The organism is Paraferrimonas haliotis (assembly GCF_002282895.1).
In the GTDB taxonomy this organism is placed as follows: domain Bacteria; phylum Pseudomonadota; class Gammaproteobacteria; order Enterobacterales; family Shewanellaceae; genus Paraferrimonas; species Paraferrimonas haliotis.
Genome location: NZ_NRRB01000002.1, coordinates 457,010 through 473,244, shown reverse-complemented (window position 1 = coordinate 473,244; position 16,235 = coordinate 457,010). Strand labels below are relative to the sequence as shown.

General features: G+C 48.5%; 13 protein-coding genes. 2 read left to right on the top strand and 11 right to left on the bottom strand.

All coding sequences use genetic code 11. The features are described from left to right. Nucleotides 1-3: 3 nt before the first annotated feature. From CLC91_RS06040 to CLC91_RS05995, 10 genes are all read right to left on the bottom strand, one after another. Nucleotides 4-2,859 (bottom strand): formate dehydrogenase subunit alpha, encoded by a 2,856-nt coding sequence (locus CLC91_RS06040; protein WP_095497703.1) that lies wholly within the window; start codon nucleotides 2,857-2,859, stop codon nucleotides 4-6. A gap of 18 nt (nucleotides 2,860-2,877) precedes the next feature. Further along, a complete protein-coding gene (locus CLC91_RS06035) occupies nucleotides 2,878-3,072 on the bottom strand; it encodes a formate dehydrogenase (protein WP_095497704.1) in 195 nt (64 codons plus the stop codon). A gap of 490 nt (nucleotides 3,073-3,562) precedes the next feature. Continuing rightward, nucleotides 3,563-4,516 (bottom strand): formate dehydrogenase subunit gamma, encoded by a 954-nt coding sequence (locus CLC91_RS06030; protein WP_095498132.1) that lies wholly within the window; start codon nucleotides 4,514-4,516, stop codon nucleotides 3,563-3,565. Nucleotides 4,517-4,604: 88 nt separating this feature from the next. Further along, nucleotides 4,605-5,192, bottom strand: a complete 588-nt coding sequence (gene fdh3B / locus CLC91_RS06025) for a formate dehydrogenase FDH3 subunit beta (protein ID WP_095497705.1) — start codon at nucleotides 5,190-5,192, stop codon at nucleotides 4,605-4,607. A gap of 22 nt (nucleotides 5,193-5,214) precedes the next feature. Next, nucleotides 5,215-8,064, bottom strand: a complete 2,850-nt coding sequence (locus CLC91_RS06020) for a molybdopterin-dependent oxidoreductase (RefSeq protein WP_095497706.1) — start codon at nucleotides 8,062-8,064, stop codon at nucleotides 5,215-5,217. Between the two features lie 30 nt (nucleotides 8,065-8,094). Continuing rightward, nucleotides 8,095-8,289 carry a formate dehydrogenase gene (locus CLC91_RS06015; RefSeq protein ID WP_095497707.1) on the bottom strand — a complete coding sequence of 65 codons (195 nt, stop codon included), beginning with the start codon at nucleotides 8,287-8,289 and terminating at the stop codon, nucleotides 8,095-8,097. Nucleotides 8,290-8,374: 85 nt separating this feature from the next. Further along, the gene (locus CLC91_RS06010; protein ID WP_095497708.1) at nucleotides 8,375-9,022 is read right to left on the bottom strand and encodes a TorD/DmsD family molecular chaperone; all 648 of its coding nucleotides are present in this window, start codon (nucleotides 9,020-9,022) and stop codon (nucleotides 8,375-8,377) included. Nucleotides 9,023-9,035: 13 nt separating this feature from the next. After that, nucleotides 9,036-10,685, bottom strand: a complete 1,650-nt coding sequence (locus tag CLC91_RS06005; RefSeq protein ID WP_095500153.1) for a 4Fe-4S binding protein — start codon at nucleotides 10,683-10,685, stop codon at nucleotides 9,036-9,038. 136 nt (nucleotides 10,686-10,821) lie between these two features. Further along, a complete protein-coding gene (locus tag CLC91_RS06000; RefSeq protein WP_095500152.1) occupies nucleotides 10,822-11,496 on the bottom strand; it encodes a DUF3306 domain-containing protein in 675 nt (224 codons plus the stop codon). Beyond that, nucleotides 11,493-11,972: a DUF3305 domain-containing protein gene (locus CLC91_RS05995; protein ID WP_095497711.1), complete on the bottom strand. Its 480-nt coding sequence runs from the start codon at nucleotides 11,970-11,972 to the stop codon at nucleotides 11,493-11,495. The genes CLC91_RS06000 and CLC91_RS05995 overlap by 4 nt, the downstream gene beginning before the upstream one ends. A gap of 432 nt (nucleotides 11,973-12,404) precedes the next feature. Between CLC91_RS05995 and CLC91_RS05990 the strand changes: the two genes are divergently transcribed. Further along, entirely contained in the window at nucleotides 12,405-13,238 is an 834-nt protein-coding gene (locus CLC91_RS05990) for a formate dehydrogenase accessory sulfurtransferase FdhD (RefSeq protein ID WP_095497712.1), read from the top strand. After that, on the top strand, nucleotides 13,235-14,143 hold the full coding sequence (locus tag CLC91_RS05985; RefSeq protein WP_095497713.1) for a helix-turn-helix transcriptional regulator: 909 nt from the start codon (nucleotides 13,235-13,237) through the stop codon (nucleotides 14,141-14,143). Before CLC91_RS05990 ends, CLC91_RS05985 begins: the two co-directional genes overlap by 4 nt. On the opposite strand, the gene CLC91_RS05980 is transcribed toward CLC91_RS05985, so the two are convergent. Next, a complete protein-coding gene (locus tag CLC91_RS05980) occupies nucleotides 14,098-16,233 on the bottom strand; it encodes a sensor histidine kinase (RefSeq protein ID WP_095497714.1) in 2,136 nt (711 codons plus the stop codon). The two genes, CLC91_RS05985 and CLC91_RS05980, sit on opposite strands and share 46 nt — an antisense overlap. Nucleotides 16,234-16,235: the final 2 nt, after the last annotated feature.

The following is a 16,235-nucleotide window of genomic DNA, read 5'->3' as shown; positions in this document are numbered from 1 at the left end:
CGATTATGCTTTAACGATTTGACAAATGGATGACTTAGTTTCCTGCATTTGGGTAACTGGGTCATAACCATAGGTCAACGCTGTGTTTGCAGATTCGCCTATAATGTAAGGAACTGTACCTTCTGGGTAGTTCGCTTCTAAGCTTTCGCCGCTCATCACACCTGCGAAGTGGTAAGGCATAAAGGTAACGCCAGGCTGAACACGAGGGGTAACCATAGCTTTAATTTTAATTCGTCCGCCTTCTGCACCTTCTAACCATACGTCGTCGCCATCGCGGATTAAGCGCTCAGCGGCGTCAGCTGGGTTGATTTCAACAAACATTTCTTGCTGAAGTTCCGCCAACCAAGGGTTAGAACGAGTCTCTTCACCACCACCTTCATACTCAACCAGACGGCCAGAAGTCAGTGCTAATGGGTACTTACCGGACAAGTCTTTATCTTGAATTGACTTGTATAGAGTCGGTAGACGGTGCACTTGGCGATCTTCGTAAGTTGGGTACTTAGCAATCAAGTCACGGCGAGTGGTGTACAACGGCTCACGGTGAACAGGTGCTGGATCTGGGAAGGTCCAAACGATTGAGCGAGCTTTTGCGTTACCGAAAGGAATACAACCGTGCTTCATAGCAACGCGTTGGATACCCCCGGATAGGTCAGTTTTCCAGTTCTTACCTTCAGCTGATGCTTTTTCGTCTGCAGTTAGGTCGTCCCACCAACCCAATTGCTTAAGCATCTTGTCGGTGAACTCTGGGTAACCGTCTTGGATCTCGGCGCCTTTCGAGTAAGAGCCTTCCGCAAGAATGTTGGTACCGTTGTGCTCAACACCATAACGTGCACGGAAGTTACCGCCACCTTCTAGTACGTGACGACCGGTACGGTATAGGATTTGCGTACCAGGGTGCTTCTGCTCTGGAGTACCCCAACACGGCCAAGGCAGACCGTAGGTTTCGCCTTTCAGCTTACCGCCAGGTGCTTCAAGGGTCTTGAAGTCAAACACGCCCCAGTTTTCAGTGTGCTCACGTAGACGTTGGGCTGACTGACCTGTCATACCAATGGTCCACATACCGCGGTTAATTTCGTCTTGGATGTCGTCTAGGTTAACGATGTTACCGTCAACGCGCATACGCTTAGTGAATTGCTCTGCCATGCCCACTTTCTTGGCTAGTAGGTACATGATCTCAAGGTCAGTCTTAGACTCGAACAATGGTTGAACAACTTGTTGACGCCATTGTTGTGAACGACCTGAGTTAGATACTGCTCCTTCAGTTTCGAATACAGTACATGCTGGCAGGATGTATATGCCATCTGGGCGGTCACTTAGTACGCCAGCCATGGTTGGGAATGGGTCTACTACAACTACGGTGTCTAGCTTGTCTAGTGCATCGCGAACGTCGTTTTGACGAGTCTCGGTGTTAACCGATTGACCCCAGAAGAACGCCATTTTAACTTGGTCTTTTTGAGCAAGTTTTTCAGCAGACTCAAGCACACCATCGTGCCACCGAGAACAAGGAATACCAGGAGTATTCATTGGTACGCGACCTAGGTATTCGTTGTTGTCGAAACGGCCTTTAACCCAGTCAAAGTCCAATTCCCAAACGTTAGACCAGTGTTTCCACGCGCCAGTGCTTAGGCCGTAGTAACCCGGTAGGGTGTCGAACAACAAACCTAAATCGGTTGCGCCCTGTACGTTATCGTGACCACGGAAAATGTTAGTACCGCCACCTTCAACGCCCATGTTACCAAGCGCAAGTTGAAGCAAGCAGTATGCACGGGTGTTGGCGTTACCAACGTGGTGCTGAGTACCACCCATACACCAAACAACGGTGCCAGGACGGTTTTCTGCCATTAGTTTAGCAGCCATGTAAACGTCTTTTTCGGCAACACCGGTAACGTCTTCAACTTCTTTAGGTGGGAACTTAGCCACTTCTTTGCGAATTTCGTCCATCGCGTATACGCGAGAGTCGATGAAGGCTTGATCTTCCCAACCGTTTTCAAAGATGTGCCATAGCATACCGTAGATGAAAGGAATATCGGTACCTGGGCGAATTGCACAGTGCAGGTCAGAGTGGGCAGCGGTGCGAGAGAAACGTGGATCAACAACGATGATCTTAGCGTTTTTGCGTTCTTTCGCGATTAAGATGTGCTGCATCGCTACCGGGTGAGCTTCTGCAGGGTTAGAACCAATGAAGAAGATCGCGTTAGCGTTTTGAATGTCGTTAAACGAGTTAGTTTGCGCACCGTAGCCCCAAGTGTTAGCAACACCGGCTACCGTGGTAGAGTGACAAATACGCGCCGAGTGGTCGACGTTGTTGGTTCCCCACATGGCCGCAAACTTACGATACATATAACATGCTTGGTTAGAGAACTTAGCCGAACCCATGAAGAATAGAGAATCTGGGCCAGACTTCTCGCGGTGCTCAAGCATTTTGTCACCAACTTCGTTGATGGCTTGATCCCAAGATATTTTTTGCCATTTTCCAGCGACTTTTTTTAACGGGTATTTCACACGTTTTTCACCGTGGCCGTGCTCACGCAAGGCTGCGCCTTTGGCACAGTGACCGCCTTGGTTGAACGGATGGTCGAACGCTGGCTCTTGGCCGGTCCAAACACCGTTTTGTACCTCAGCGTAGATACCGCAACCCACAGCACAGTGAGAACAGATAGTACGCTTAATTTCGGTTGGAGTGTTGTGTGGGATGTAGTCAGCAGCTTCAGCTTTACGCATCATGCCATTGCCTAAAATAGTGGCGGCTGCGATACCACCGGTTGCGCCTGCAGCGCCTTTCATAAACTGACGACGGTTAATACCTAACGTCGGCTTGCTGTCAGTACTGACAGTCTTCGCTTTGCGAGTAAGTTGCATTGATTATTGCTCCTAAAATTAGCCGCGTAAACTTTGGTAGTAAGCTTTAACGTGATCAGTTTCCTGATAACCGTGTTGCTTAGCCTTGGTGGCTTGGGTAGGGGTAGCGGCAACGGCGCTTCCGGTGGCAGCAATTGCTGCTCCCGCTGCAGAGCCTAGGGTAACCGCTTTCAGCAATGACCGACGCGAAGTGTCAGGCTGTTGGTTCTTCATTTGTACTCCTTAATGTCAGATCTGACGGCTTGTACTTCCTGAAACCCGATCTGCTCTACTATGACTTAAACCGTAACTATTTTGTTGGTAAGTCGACTGCGTTTCGCTGTCCGTCCGTATTGGACATGCGTATCAATAGATAGCGTGTGCAATTATCATTATTGGCGGCGATAAAACTTTGATTTAGACCCATATTTTGGATTAATTAGACAATGGTTGATGGGATTGTGATCCACTTCTCAATCGGGAAGTTGAGGCTGTGATTTTCTTCAAATTCAGCTGGACTCGGCTGTTTAAATTTGGTTTGAGCATGAAATTGCCGGCTTCTGTAAGCTATTGATTAATATCGCTATTATTAAATGAAAACGACTATCAATTGTCAGTTATGTTGCGCTTTTGTGAATCTTGTTGTGGAATTTATTTTGACTGATTTTTGGGCAAAAAAACGTCCGGAACAGGCCGGACGTTTTCGTGAGTGATGGACGATGAGTTAGCTACGATATTCTAACTTTTGCTCGCGAGCGAGATCGTCATACCAAACATTATGGTGCTGTTTGGCCCAGTTTTCATCGCAGTAGCCAGAAACCATACATTCCATGCCGCCTTCAGACATTACCGTTGCCATAAAGATATGCACAACCGTAAACGCTGCAATTAACACAGCACAGGCACCGTGAACTAACACAGCTAGTAGGCTCAGACTGCGAGATGGCTCTACCCAATTCGGGAACAGCATAATGATGCCGCTTGCGACAATCAATCCACCGGCAATGGCAAAGGTCCAAAACCATAACTTCTCACCGGCGTTGGCAAAGCCTGCGTCCGGATGCTTGCCTTTAAATGGGCCGAAGTTTAGGTAACCACCTACCACTAAGAACCATTTAAAATCGTATGAAGCTAGGAATTGGTTTTTCATCCATAGAATGGTCATTAGGAACCAACCTACGATGAATGGAATTGCCATGATATCGTGAGCTTCCTTACTGAAACCAACCAATCCAGCCCATGCTGCTTCACCGAGCCAAGGTTCGATGAAGTAGCGGCCACCTAATAAGGTGAGGCCGGTTAGGATGAGAATCAAACAAGGAATCGCGCCGATCCAGTGCAGCCAAACATCGAAGCGGCTCCAGCGTTTAATTTCTACGCCTGAGAAGCCTTTTTCGAGTCGCGATGGGCCGTTTACGGCCACAAACGCTGCAAACACTAGAATCATACCGAATACCGACAGCATAATTGCTGGTGCCAAATAATCGCTACGATATACCAACCGTTCCGCTGGGTATTGATTTATCAAAGCCCCGTGAAACGGTGACTGCGAGCTGGTAGTGCCCTCCGCCCCCATGCGGGCGGCTCGCCATAAATCGGCGATTCCCGCTGGAGAAGGATTAGCACTAACCTGCTGTGAACTTGTTTGGTTTTCATCTGCGCTGGCAACGTTAACCATTGCCAACCCAGAACCGTACAAGAGTCCGCAGACAATAACGGCGGTTATCAGGCGAGTGACTAATTCTTTCATAGTACTCTCCTGTTACCTATGAACGCGTTGCGTCATAGCCCCAAATGGTGTTTTCGGCACCACGGCCTGACATGCGTTCACGGAAAATGGCTGAAACCACATCGGCGTCACCGGCAAGCAATGCTTTGGTTGAGCATAGCTCGGCACACATAGGTAGTTTCCCTTCTGCGATACGGTTAGCACCGTACTTGAGGCGTTCCGCTTCGGAGAAATCTTCTTCTGGGCCACCGGCACAGAAGGTACATTTATCCATTTTTCCGCGAGCGCCAAAGGCGCCATCTTTCGGAAATTGCGGTGCACCAAACGGGCATGCATACAAGCAGTAACCGCAACCAATACAGGTGTCCTTGTTGTGCAACACCACACCATCGTCGGTGTAGTAGAAGCAATTAGCAGGACAAACTGCCTTACATGGTGCATCGGTACAATGCATACAGGCGACTGATATTGACGCTTCTCCAGCCACACCATCGTTTAAAGTTACAACTCGGCGGCGGCTAATGCCCCATTCCATTGCCGAATCATTCTCGTTCTTACACGCGACTACGCAACCGTTACACTCGATGCAGCGCTTGGTGTCACATAAAAATTTCATGACTGCCATAATGGCTTATCTCCTCATCAAGTTAGGCTTTGCTGATCTGACACAAGGTAGACTTAGTCTCTTGCATCTGAGTTACGACGTCGTAACCGTAGGTCATTACGGTATTGGCGGCTTCACCAATCACGTGTGGTACGGTTCCTTCTGGATAGTTCTTGGTGAGATCTTCACCTTCGAATACCCCAGCAAAGTGGTATGGCATAAAGGCTTCACCTTTAATTACCCGCTCGGTTACCATGGCTTTCACACCAATAATTGGCCCCTCTGGACTGTGAACTTTCACGTCATCACCATCAAGGATTCCGCGATCCGCGGCATCACCTGGGTTAATTTCAATGAACATTTCTTGTTGCAGTTCAGCTAACCAAGGGTTGGAGCGAGTTTCTTCACCACCACCTTCATACTCAACCAGACGACCGGTAGTGACTACTAGCGGGAAGTCTTTAGAGAAGTCTTGATCTTGAATCGACTTGTACAAGGTTGGTAGTCGCGCCACCATTCTATCTTCATAGGTTGGGTACTTAGCTACCAAGTCGCGGCGAGGTGTATACAACGGCTCACGGTGTACCGGAATTTGGTCTGGGAAGTTCCAGACGATACAACGCGCTTTGGCGTTTCCGTACGGAATACAACCATGGTTAATGGCAACGCGCTGGATACCACCGGAAATATCGGTTTTCCAGTTTTTGCCTTCCGCTGCTTTCTTCTCATCGTCGGTTAAATCGTCCCACCAACCAAGCTGCTTAAGCATCTTATCGGTGAACTCAGGATAACCGTCTTGAATTTCTGCACCTTTTGACCATGAGCCTTCGGCAAGAATGTTGTTGCCATTGTGCTCTACACCATAACGAGCACGGAAGTTACCACCACCGTATTTCACCTCTCTACCGGTACGGTAAAGAATTTGAGTACCTGGGTGTTTGTTTTCCGGAGTGCCCCAACATGGCCATGGTAAACCATAGGTTTCACCTTCGGCGGGGCCACCGGTTGCTTCTAACGAATCAAAGTCAAAAGTAGCCCAATTTTCTTGGTGCATTTTCAAGCGCTCAGGGCTTTGACCTGTGTAACCAATGGTCCACATGCCGCGGTTAAATTCGCGGGTGAGGTCTTCAACTAAAGGCTCGGTTCCGTTGACCTTAATGTTTTTAAACATTTGGTCGGCCAATCCCAGTTTCTTGGCTAGCAAGTACATGATTTCATGGTCTGGCTTAGACTCAAACAAAGGCTCGATAACCTTAGAGCGCCATTGCAATGAACGGTTTGAAGCTGACACTGACCCATAGGTTTCAAACTGAGTACAGGCGGGTAATAAATACACGCCATCAGTGCGGTTGTGCATAACACCCGCCATGGTTGGGTGTGGATCCACAACCACTACGGTATCCATTTTGTCTAAGGCTTCGCGTACGTCGCGACCACGGGTTTCGGTGTTCACCGATTGACCCCAGAAGAAACTCATACGGATGTTATCGCGTTGAGCAATCTTGTCTTTCGGCTGCAGTACACCATCGTGCCAACGACTACACGGAATACCGGTAGAGGTCATTGGTTTTTGGCCGAGATACTCACCTTGGTCGAATTGGCCTTCAATCCATTCGAAATCTAAATCCCAAACGTTGGCCCAGTGTTTCCATGAACCGGTTTTTAGACCGTAATAACCTGGTAATGTGTCGAACAACAAGCCAAAGTCGGTGGCGCCTTGAACGTTATCGTGACCACGGAAAATGTTAGTACCGCCACCAGGAATACCCATGTTGCCCAATGCTAACTGTAAGATACAGTAGGCACGGGTATTGGCATTACCAATGGTGTGCTGAGTACCACCCATACACCAAACAATAGTGCCTGGTTTGTGGGTCGCCATCATTTTCGCGGTGCGATGCATTTGCGCTTCGGTTACGCCAATGATGTTGGTGACTTCAGCCGGATCGTATTTCTTAACTTCTTCGCGAATAGACTCCATGCCGTATACGCGTTGTTTAATAAATTCTGGATCTTCCCAGCCGTTTTCAAAGATGTGCCACAACAGGCCATAAATGAATGGGATGTCGGTACCAGGACGAATGTGAACAAACTCATCGGCGTGGGCCGCGGTACGAGTGAATCGAGGATCCACCACAATGATTTTACCGCCGCGCTCTTTACCCGTAAGAATGTGCTGCATGGCAACTGGGTGAGCTTCGGATGGGTTTGAACCAATGAACATCATGCACTTAGAATTGTGCATGTCATTGAATGAGTTGGTTTGCGCACCGTAACCCCAGGTATTCGCTACCCCAGCTACCGTGGTTGAGTGACAAATACGGGCTGAGTGGTCGATGTTATTCGTACCCCACATGGCCGCGAACTTGCGGTATAAATAGGCTTGTTCGTTAGAGAACTTAGCCGAACCCATGAAAAAGATGGAATCTGGTCCAGATTCTTGGCGAATCTTAAGCATTTGGTCGCCGACTTCTTCAATGGCTTGCTCCCACTTCAAGCGGGTCCATTTGCCATTTACTAATTTCATCGGGTATTTAGAACGTAATTCGCCGTGTCCGTGCTCGCGTACAGAGGCGCCTTTCGCACAGTGGCCACCGCGGTTAAATGGGTGATCGTGTGCTGGCTCTTGGCCCGTCCAAACGCCATCCTGCACTTCGGCATAAATACCGCAACCTACAGAACAGTGTGAGCAGACAGTGCGTTTGACTTCAATGGGAGCGCCTGAAGCTACAGCTTTGGCTTGGGCTTTTTTCATCATGCCCGAACCAATCATGGATGCCGCCGCAATTCCCCCGGTTGTGACACCGGCTGATTTTAGGAATTGACGTCTGTTCAATCCAAGACTGTGCTTTTCAGTTTTGCTCACCTGGTTTGATGTGCGTGTTAGTCGCATCATAAACTCCTTGGTGTGATTAGTGTGTTGTTATTTTAAGGTGTCGTAGTAACGGCGTACGTGCTCGGTTTCCCGATAGCCGCTATGAGCTGAAACATCTTTGCTTTCGCTACGATCGCCGGCGAGCGCTTGACTGCTTGCACCCGCAAGGGCACCGAGAGCACTACCGGTTGCCAATGCACGAAGTGTTGTGCGCTTGGCTTTATCGGTGGATGACTTATCCATACTTCCTCCTATATATCCGCTGTTTTTGGGGACAGCGGGGTTAAGTAATGGGACGACAGACTCCGCCGTCGTCCCTTGGCGGGGGTTAGCTCGCCTTTGGTTGCGTGGCAACCCCCGTATCTTGAGCAACCGGTGTCGCTAGACTCAGTTCCTCATAGATTACTGCTTCGCGAGCAAAGAACTGCCCTGCGAGTTGGCCTACTGTGGCATAAAATACCGCTGATTTGGCGGTAGCCACGTCGTTACAAAAACGCTCTATCCAACCGCTAATGTGACGTTGGAAAAAGCCCAATTGTTGATGTTTCGGTGCATCGAGCAGTAACGCTCCCATCACTTCACACAGTGCTGCAATGTGATCTTCTGGCTCTTTTACTTCTTCTTCGCGCTCATAGCCAAGCTGGCTAAGATCTTGCCGCAATAGCGCCAGAGGCTTATCCATCAGTGAGCCGGTAATGTAGTAACTGCCGTAAGGTAAAATTTCGCCACGACCGACGCCAATGAACAGGTCAAAATATTCATCTTCCAAGGTATCGGTTGACGAGTTTTGAGCAGCCAGCTTAACGGCATTCCAAGACTGTGCGATGTCGGTACCGTCTTGCTCAACTTCGATGCCGCTTAAAAAATCCAGCAAATCTTGAGAAGGGTGAGCACGAAACAAGGCGGCGATAATTTGGTAAATGTCCGCTCTGAGTTGATCGTTCTCGGTAATCATAGGTTGCGCTTGTTGTGTCATTTGTTAATTCTCGTTATCTCAGTTGGCGTTCAGGATCTTGCAAAATGTCTTGGAATAAGTCTTTGGTTCGACAGTCTTCGCACATTTGCAGTCGGTCGGAGTGACCTTCAAAGGCACTGTGGGTGCCAACTAATTTCATGATCTTAGAAACCATTGCTTGAGTGGCAAAAGGCTTGCCGCATTTGATGCAATCGAACGGTTGTTCTTCCTTGAGAATCTGGGTTTGCTGACGCGCTGCGGCGTCAAAAGTAACCTGTGGCGTTAAGCTAATCACTTGCTCGGGACACGCGGTTTGGCAAAGCCCGCATTGAATGCAATCTTGTTCGGTAAACTTAAGTTGCGGTTTATCGCCGCCATCTTTAAGGGCACCGGTGGGGCAGGTAGAAACGCATGACAAACACAGGGTACAGTCGGCTTGATTCACTGCGACTTGGCCATAGGGAATGTTGGCAATGGCGAGTGTTTCAGCGGTTTGCTTGTTAGCGTTGTTGATTGCATCGAGCCCTTGATAAAGGCGCGCGCGTTTGTTGTCGGATACTGCCTCTGTCAACGCCGGAGCGAAGGCGATCGCATCTGGCCACTGATAAGTTAAGAGGGAGTCGAGAGCGACGATAGCAACCGATTGAGTATTCGTTGCTGCGCTAAGCATGGTGTTGGCTAAAGCCACTTCGCCGGCCAAATACTGCTGCAAGGTATCGGGTGTATTTGCGCTGGTAAGCAGCGCTATCTGTTGAGCGCCATTGGCCAGTGCCGCAAACCAGTGATCGATACCGGCTACGGTTATTTCTTCCAGCGCTACTGGCAAAATGTGCGCCGGTAATTGCTGCACAACATCACTGTCTAAATCAACGTCGTGCAATAGAATGGAAGGCGACGCCTGACTTTGATTACCAAAGTGAGCAATTAATCCTGCAAGGTACTTGTGTAGAGCCTCAGGTGCAGGGGCGTCATAAGCCAATGCTCCAGTCGGGCAGGCGTTGGAGCAACTGCCGGCACCGTGGCATAAATAAGGGTCAATTTCGATGGTTTGCTCGCTGCTACTAATGGCATCGGCAGGGCAGAAATTTAAGCAGCGATTACAACCGTTGTTGCCGTTGCGGTAATGAGCGCAAATGTCGCTATTAACTTTAATGTATCTTGGCTTGCTAAATTCGCCGACTAAGTCCGGCAACTGCGCAATGGCGTCGTCCAATAAGGCTTGATCTTGACCTACGAAGAAATAGCCTGGGGGTAGCATTTCAAGAGTAATTACAGGCTCGCTGGATAAGTCCAATACGATGTCGAAATGCGGTTTGCGAATCGCGACTTGGCTTAGCTCCGCTGCGTCACCATTCTCAAGCGTTACTTGTGCTTGGAATTGCCCTAAAAAGCCTTTGAGCTTATCAAGCTTGGCGTAAAAGGTAGGTACATCTTCGGCAGCATTCATCACCGCTTCTAAATGCTCGGCATCTTGACTGGTAATGGACTCAGTGGCCAAAATCGCCACTCGACCCATTGCACTGAGGCGATCCGCTGCTAATCGAGCCAAATCTTCAGCTCCGATGACCAGTACGTTACCTTGGGTCGTATAACTGACCGTGGGCGGTATTAGATTCTGCAGCAACTGAACCTGCGTCAATGCCGATTGTTTTGCTTGTGTAAGCGTTTCTACTTGTATTGTCACTAATGTGTTCCTGAACTCTCTCGGGCCTTATGGTTGCGTTCCTGGCCTTTACTATTTGATTCAGCTATTGGTAATACAGCAATTGTTGTACCACAACAATGAAAGCTATATCTCAATAACACTGTAAAAAAAACGGTTATTGACTGTTAACACCTTCCATAGGGTCTTTTTGTCCCACTTTTTGGGCACTTGATTCGTTTGTGTCCAAATTGTCCGATTGACTTAAGTCTTGCTCAAGTGGCGTGTCGATGCCGTTGTTGGCGGTGACCTGGTCGATTTGTTCAAGCGGTTGTTGCTCGGTACCGTCGTCCAGTGTGTCGGTATCAGCGAGCGCTTGCTCTGCGTCTTCTTCTAGCTCTTCTTCTAGCTCTTCTTCATCTTCAACAACGTATTTGAAGACTTTCTCCACTAGTTGAGCGGAGACTTCGGCGGACAACAACGGTTGGTCGGAGTAATCGAGTGCGTATTCAGCGAGACCGTCGACTTCGTTGAAGTGAGGTTGCTGCCAAAGCTTGCGCAGTGCCGCTGTTCGCGTTTCTGGATCGACCTTGTCTCCCATAAAGGCTGCAAATGAGCCTCCTTCTTCAATACTGTCGGGGTCGGGTAAAGGTTCAATTACCTCATCTGTTTGGGGATCGCCATCGACCGCGGGTTGCGCTGCGGTTGCTGTTGATGGTTCTTGCTCCATTTGATGCTGCAGTTCAGCTTGTTGTTGCTCAGCTTGCTGCTGTTGTTGCAACTGCTGCTCTTCTTCTTCAACTCGTTCGCGACGCTTGCTCCAGCGAGACAGGAAGCCTTGTGATTCACTCATGCTTGGCTCCGAGTGTTAGTGCCTTTACCTTCGTTGGCATCTTGCGCTTCTTTGCGTCGGTTAACGTGCTTGCGGCGGTGGGCGCGAATTTCAACTTCACCGTGGCGCGTGATAAAGGCTTCTATCCAACAGGCGATGGCGGTTGGCATCGGGACATTGAGCACAGGCATATCACTTTCAAGACAACCGGCAGCGACATTTTGGTCAGCGCTGACCGATAATGGGATCCATACGTCATCGCCAACATCGTCGCAAACAATGAACAGGGTTGGATTTTCTAAGTCTAAATTCAACCGATAGCTAGCACGTTCATCTTTGTGCAGTTCTAGGCTGATTAGGCGAGCGCCCTCAGGAGCGGGTTGGTCGCCCGGTCCTATATAGTCGAGCTCCCATTCGAGAGCGGTCCATCGGCCACTTTGTTTTTCGACTTGCTTTAGCTTTACAAAGAGTGGCCAGATTTTGTCGGAGTGCTTCATATTTTCCCCATAAATTTTGCCAACAGTTGGGCACTAAACATACCCATGCAAACTACAGGCCAATTCCTAGTATCTAATTTTACCGATGTGATCACTGCTTACCATTTAGTTTGAGACATTTTGTCCAAAAGCTTAATGGTGGTGGGTCAAAAAGCTCCTAATTCGTGACTTTCGTGAACCATGGCTAACACCAACCCCAGAAATCTGTGAAGTAACTCAGGTTAACTTATTGTTAAAGCGCTACCCTTGTCACTGTTGGTGTTATGCAGATTGCTAAGTTTGAGGCATCGCTCTCATTTCCAGTGTTGCAACAGCCTCAGATCTCAGTTGGGAATGAATATTGCTTAGAGGCTGCTATTACCTCTGTTGAATGGGTGTGCACTAGGACCATTAGCAGACTATCCCAGATAGCTACAGTGAATCGAGAACAACATGGCAGAACAATCGAATAAGGTGTCATTAATTAAAACCAGTAATTCAAATGAGCTTACTCAAGCGGTTACTGCCGTTAATGAAAAGGGCCAAGTGGTTGATAAGCAGGTGGCTTGTGAACGGCCGCTAACCTTGTATTTAAACTGGCAGCCTATTGTCACCTTGATGACCTTAGGTGCAAAGCCCGAATCTTTAGCGCTTGGCTACTTAAAAAATCAAGGCTTTGTTAGCGATGTGTCTCAACTGCAATCGGTTATCGTAGATTGGGAAGTTAACTCAGCCGCGGTTATGACTGAGGAAAATACGGAACACTTGCAAGAAAAGCTCAGTGAAAAAACCGTCACCTCAGGTTGTGGCCAAGGTACGGTTTACGGCGGATTTATGGACGGTGTCGATGAGATTAAACTGCAAGCACCTGCCATAAAACAATCCACTATTTACAGTCTTTTGAGAAACTTAAGCGCCTTTAACGATACCTACAAAAGTGCCGGAGGGGTCCATGGCTGCGGCATTTGCCAAAGTGATCAAATCTTGTCGTTTGTTGAGGACGTTGGCAGACACAATGCGGTTGATACCTTAGCGGGTGATATGTGGTTAGCTAACCAAGCCGGTGGCGATAAAATTTTTTACACCACCGGGCGGTTAACGTCAGAAATGGTTATTAAAGTCGCTAAGATGGGGATTCCTGTGCTGCTGTCTCGAAGCGGTGTCACCCAAATGGGGCTCGAGTTAGCGCAGCAATTAGGCATTACCATGATTGCACGGGCTAAGGGGCGTCACTTTCTCATATACAACGGCTCAGAAACCATTGAGTTTGATGGGGTTAATCTATGACAACGAGTCAGCAACCGCCGCAATACTTGAGCGCCAAACAATTAGCGGATTACCTCGACCTGAACGAAAAAAAGGTCTATGCCTTGGCTAATGATGGCATTTTGCCCGGCACAAAAGCCACGGGTAAATGGATGTTTCCTCGGGTGCTTATCGACCGTTGGCTGTTGGACTCATGTCATAGCGGACTGCTTTCCGACCGTCTATTAATCACCGGTTCCAGTGATCCACTGATGGAGTTCATTGTATCGAATCTGATGCAACAAGTGGGAAATAAAGGGTTGGTGAGCTATTCGGGCACCGGCAGTCGACAAGGCTTGGCTTTGTTATCGCGTCACTATGCCGATATTTGTTGTGTACATTGGGGCCTGTCGGAAGAGCGAGATATTCGCCATCCAGCCTTATTGCAAGGTTATCAAAATCATCAACAATGGATTATGTTGCACGCTTTTAAACGCCAGTATGGACTTGCGGTTACGCCCACCCTGTATGAACAATGCCAAGAGCTCGACACTATTGCTGCTCAACCTTGGCGCTGGGTTGAACGTCAAGAAGGCTCAGGAAGTCGTCAGCATATGAAGCACTGGTTACAACTGCAACATCGCAAGTATCAAGACTTGAATCGAGTTGATACCGCCTACTCAGAGCAACAGCTTGCAGGCATGATCGCCTCAGGCGCTGCCGATATCGGTTTTTGTTGTCAATCGTCAGCCAATCAATTTGGGCTGGCATTCGTGCCGCTGATGCAGGAGTCGTTTGATTTGGTGATGCCTCAAAGCTTCTATTTTAGGCAATTAGTACAAGCGATGTTCGAGCAATTGGCAAGCGCTAAAGTACGCGCTAAAGCTGACGCCTATGGAGGCTATGATTTTGCTGAAAGCGGTCGCTTAATTTGGAGCCCGTCGTAAGGGTGAGCGACTTCGCTGTCCTTGGCGGAGCAGTATAAACTGACGGTGAATTTACTCCCTTTTCCTAAGCTCGATTCGACTTGAATGTTGCCGCCAATTCGACCCACTAAACCATAACTTAACGACAATCCTAAGCCGGTGCCTTCGGGGCGTGTGGTAAAGAATGGATCAAAGATGCGGCGCATGAGATCGTCGCTCATGCCTTTGCCACTGTCTTCTACTTCGATTTGCACACCGAGTTCGCCTTTGGCATCGCGCCAGTCTTTACTGCGAATCCAAATATGGCCTTGCTCTGAGCTGGCGTGGGCTGCATTAATCACTAAATTAATGAGCACTTGTTGCAGTTGTGACGGGTTCATTTGGATGGAGTGAGTGGCGTTGAGTTCGCTGTTAATCACTAACTGTTTTGACTGAATCGAGTGACGCGCCAGTATGATGGTTTGTTCTAATAACGGATTAACGGGCGCCAATTCTAACGGAGCGTTAAATTCACCGGGACGCGAGTACTGCAATAGGTTTCGTATAATGGCTGAGATGCGATTTACTTGTTCTATGACGGTATTAATTTCCTCTTCTACCGACTCTACGTTGTCGCCAAGCTCCAGCTTAATGAGTTCCATATTTCCTAATATCACCGCACTGGGATTATTGATTTCGTGGGCAATGCCTGCCGTTAATTCTCCCAAAGCGGTGAGCTTTTCATTGGTAACAAGCTGAGCTCGGGTGTCGTTGAGCAATTGCACGTTTCGTTGTAACTCGGCGGTGCGTTCTTGCAAGCTTTCTGTTCGCTCGGCGACTTTCATTTCAAGTTGTTCAGCCGCTTGCTGTATTTGTAAATTACGCTGTTGCAACTGATCGAGCATGGCATCGAATTGACGGGCTAGACTGACAAGCTCGTTTTGTTGGGTCAGGCCAAGCTCACCAATTCGAATGTTGTGACCTTGCTGAACAGCCTTTACCACGTGATGAATTCGTTCGATGGGGTCCAATAACGATGCTGCCGCCCGATACACCAAATAGCCCGATATCAACATGACAATAAGTAAAATGGTGCCAAGCTCAATGATGTTGTAAAGGTAATCTAGAACGAAAGGGCGTTCCGAAAAACCGGTATATATCATGCCAATACGATTGCCGCGGATATCGGTAATGGGCGAGTAAGCCGAAATAAACCAATCGTTAAACACAAAGGCGCGATTGACCCAAATTAAGCCTTTTTCCAGCACCTGCTGTCGTACTTCATCGGAAACCAAAGAGCCTAAGGCCCGGCCTCGATCCTGATTGGCTCCCAGATTGAAGTTAAGGGGTACGTTGGTGCTGATGCGAACATTATCCAAAAATATGGTAACGGCACCGATGGAGTTTTTAGGCAAGGTATCGGCGTCGTAAACCAAATCGCGAATTTGGTCGACGATGTGATTGTTACGGTTAAATAAGATGCCACCATCGAGCAGCCAGCGGACTTCTCCGGTGGAGTCAGCTATTGGTAACAAGGTACGACTCACCAGACCGCGCGTTTCTATTGACTGCTCCGGCTCACTGGCTTTATCGGTCGCTATAATCGGGATTTGCGCCTTTTCAGCGAGGCGGGCATCAACCCGCAGTAACTCACTGCGATTGAGCACCATCAGACTTGATATCGGCATGGACAGCGAGCCGCCAATTAGCATGGAACGCAGATTGGGATCGGCGGCCGCCTCAGACACCCGAATTAATCGTACGAAATCCAGATTAAGGTTGCGTTTTTGTTGGCTTAATAGCGCAGCTATGGCGTTGTTTTGGGTACGGTCCCCTTGGTCGAGCTTGGTGAAGTAGCGCTGAAAGTCATAGGAGCTGCGAATGTGTTCCAGCAACTTTTGTTGATTAAGCTTAACGTCGTCGAGGGTGTTGTTGGCAACCGATAAGTCAGCTTTAACTTTCATAAACAGCTGCTTACCTGTGTAGCTTACGTTCCAATAAATGGTGACAAAGACCAGGCTAACTAGGGTTAATATAATGGGCAACGACGTTAATACAATCAGTCGATAGCGTACTTTCGACTGTATGTCGGTCCATGTAGAACTTAACCCGGATTGTCGCCCATTAGCCATGG

What these genes read in the sequence shown, in the direction of transcription:
- CLC91_RS06040 (WP_095497703.1), bottom strand. Translation starts at nt 2,859, where the DNA reads ATGCAACTTACTCGCAAAGCGAAGACTGTCAGTACTGACAGCAAGCCG.
- CLC91_RS05990 (WP_095497712.1), top strand. Translation starts at nt 12,405, where the DNA reads ATGGCAGAACAATCGAATAAGGTGTCATTAATTAAAACCAGTAATTCA.
- CLC91_RS05980 (WP_095497714.1), bottom strand. Translation starts at nt 16,233, where the DNA reads ATGGCTAATGGGCGACAATCCGGGTTAAGTTCTACATGGACCGACATA.
- CLC91_RS05985 (WP_095497713.1), top strand. Translation starts at nt 13,235, where the DNA reads ATGACAACGAGTCAGCAACCGCCGCAATACTTGAGCGCCAAACAATTA.
- CLC91_RS06015 (WP_095497707.1), bottom strand. Translation starts at nt 8,289, where the DNA reads ATGGATAAGTCATCCACCGATAAAGCCAAGCGCACAACACTTCGTGCA.
- CLC91_RS06020 (WP_095497706.1), bottom strand. Translation starts at nt 8,064, where the DNA reads ATGCGACTAACACGCACATCAAACCAGGTGAGCAAAACTGAAAAGCAC.
- CLC91_RS06000 (WP_095500152.1), bottom strand. Translation starts at nt 11,496, where the DNA reads ATGAGTGAATCACAAGGCTTCCTGTCTCGCTGGAGCAAGCGTCGCGAA.
- CLC91_RS05995 (WP_095497711.1), bottom strand. Translation starts at nt 11,972, where the DNA reads ATGAAGCACTCCGACAAAATCTGGCCACTCTTTGTAAAGCTAAAGCAA.
- CLC91_RS06010 (WP_095497708.1), bottom strand. Translation starts at nt 9,022, where the DNA reads ATGACACAACAAGCGCAACCTATGATTACCGAGAACGATCAACTCAGA.
- CLC91_RS06035 (WP_095497704.1), bottom strand. Translation starts at nt 3,072, where the DNA reads ATGAAGAACCAACAGCCTGACACTTCGCGTCGGTCATTGCTGAAAGCG.
- fdh3B (WP_095497705.1), bottom strand. Translation starts at nt 5,192, where the DNA reads ATGGCAGTCATGAAATTTTTATGTGACACCAAGCGCTGCATCGAGTGT.
- CLC91_RS06030 (WP_095498132.1), bottom strand. Translation starts at nt 4,516, where the DNA reads ATGGTTAACGTTGCCAGCGCAGATGAAAACCAAACAAGTTCACAGCAG.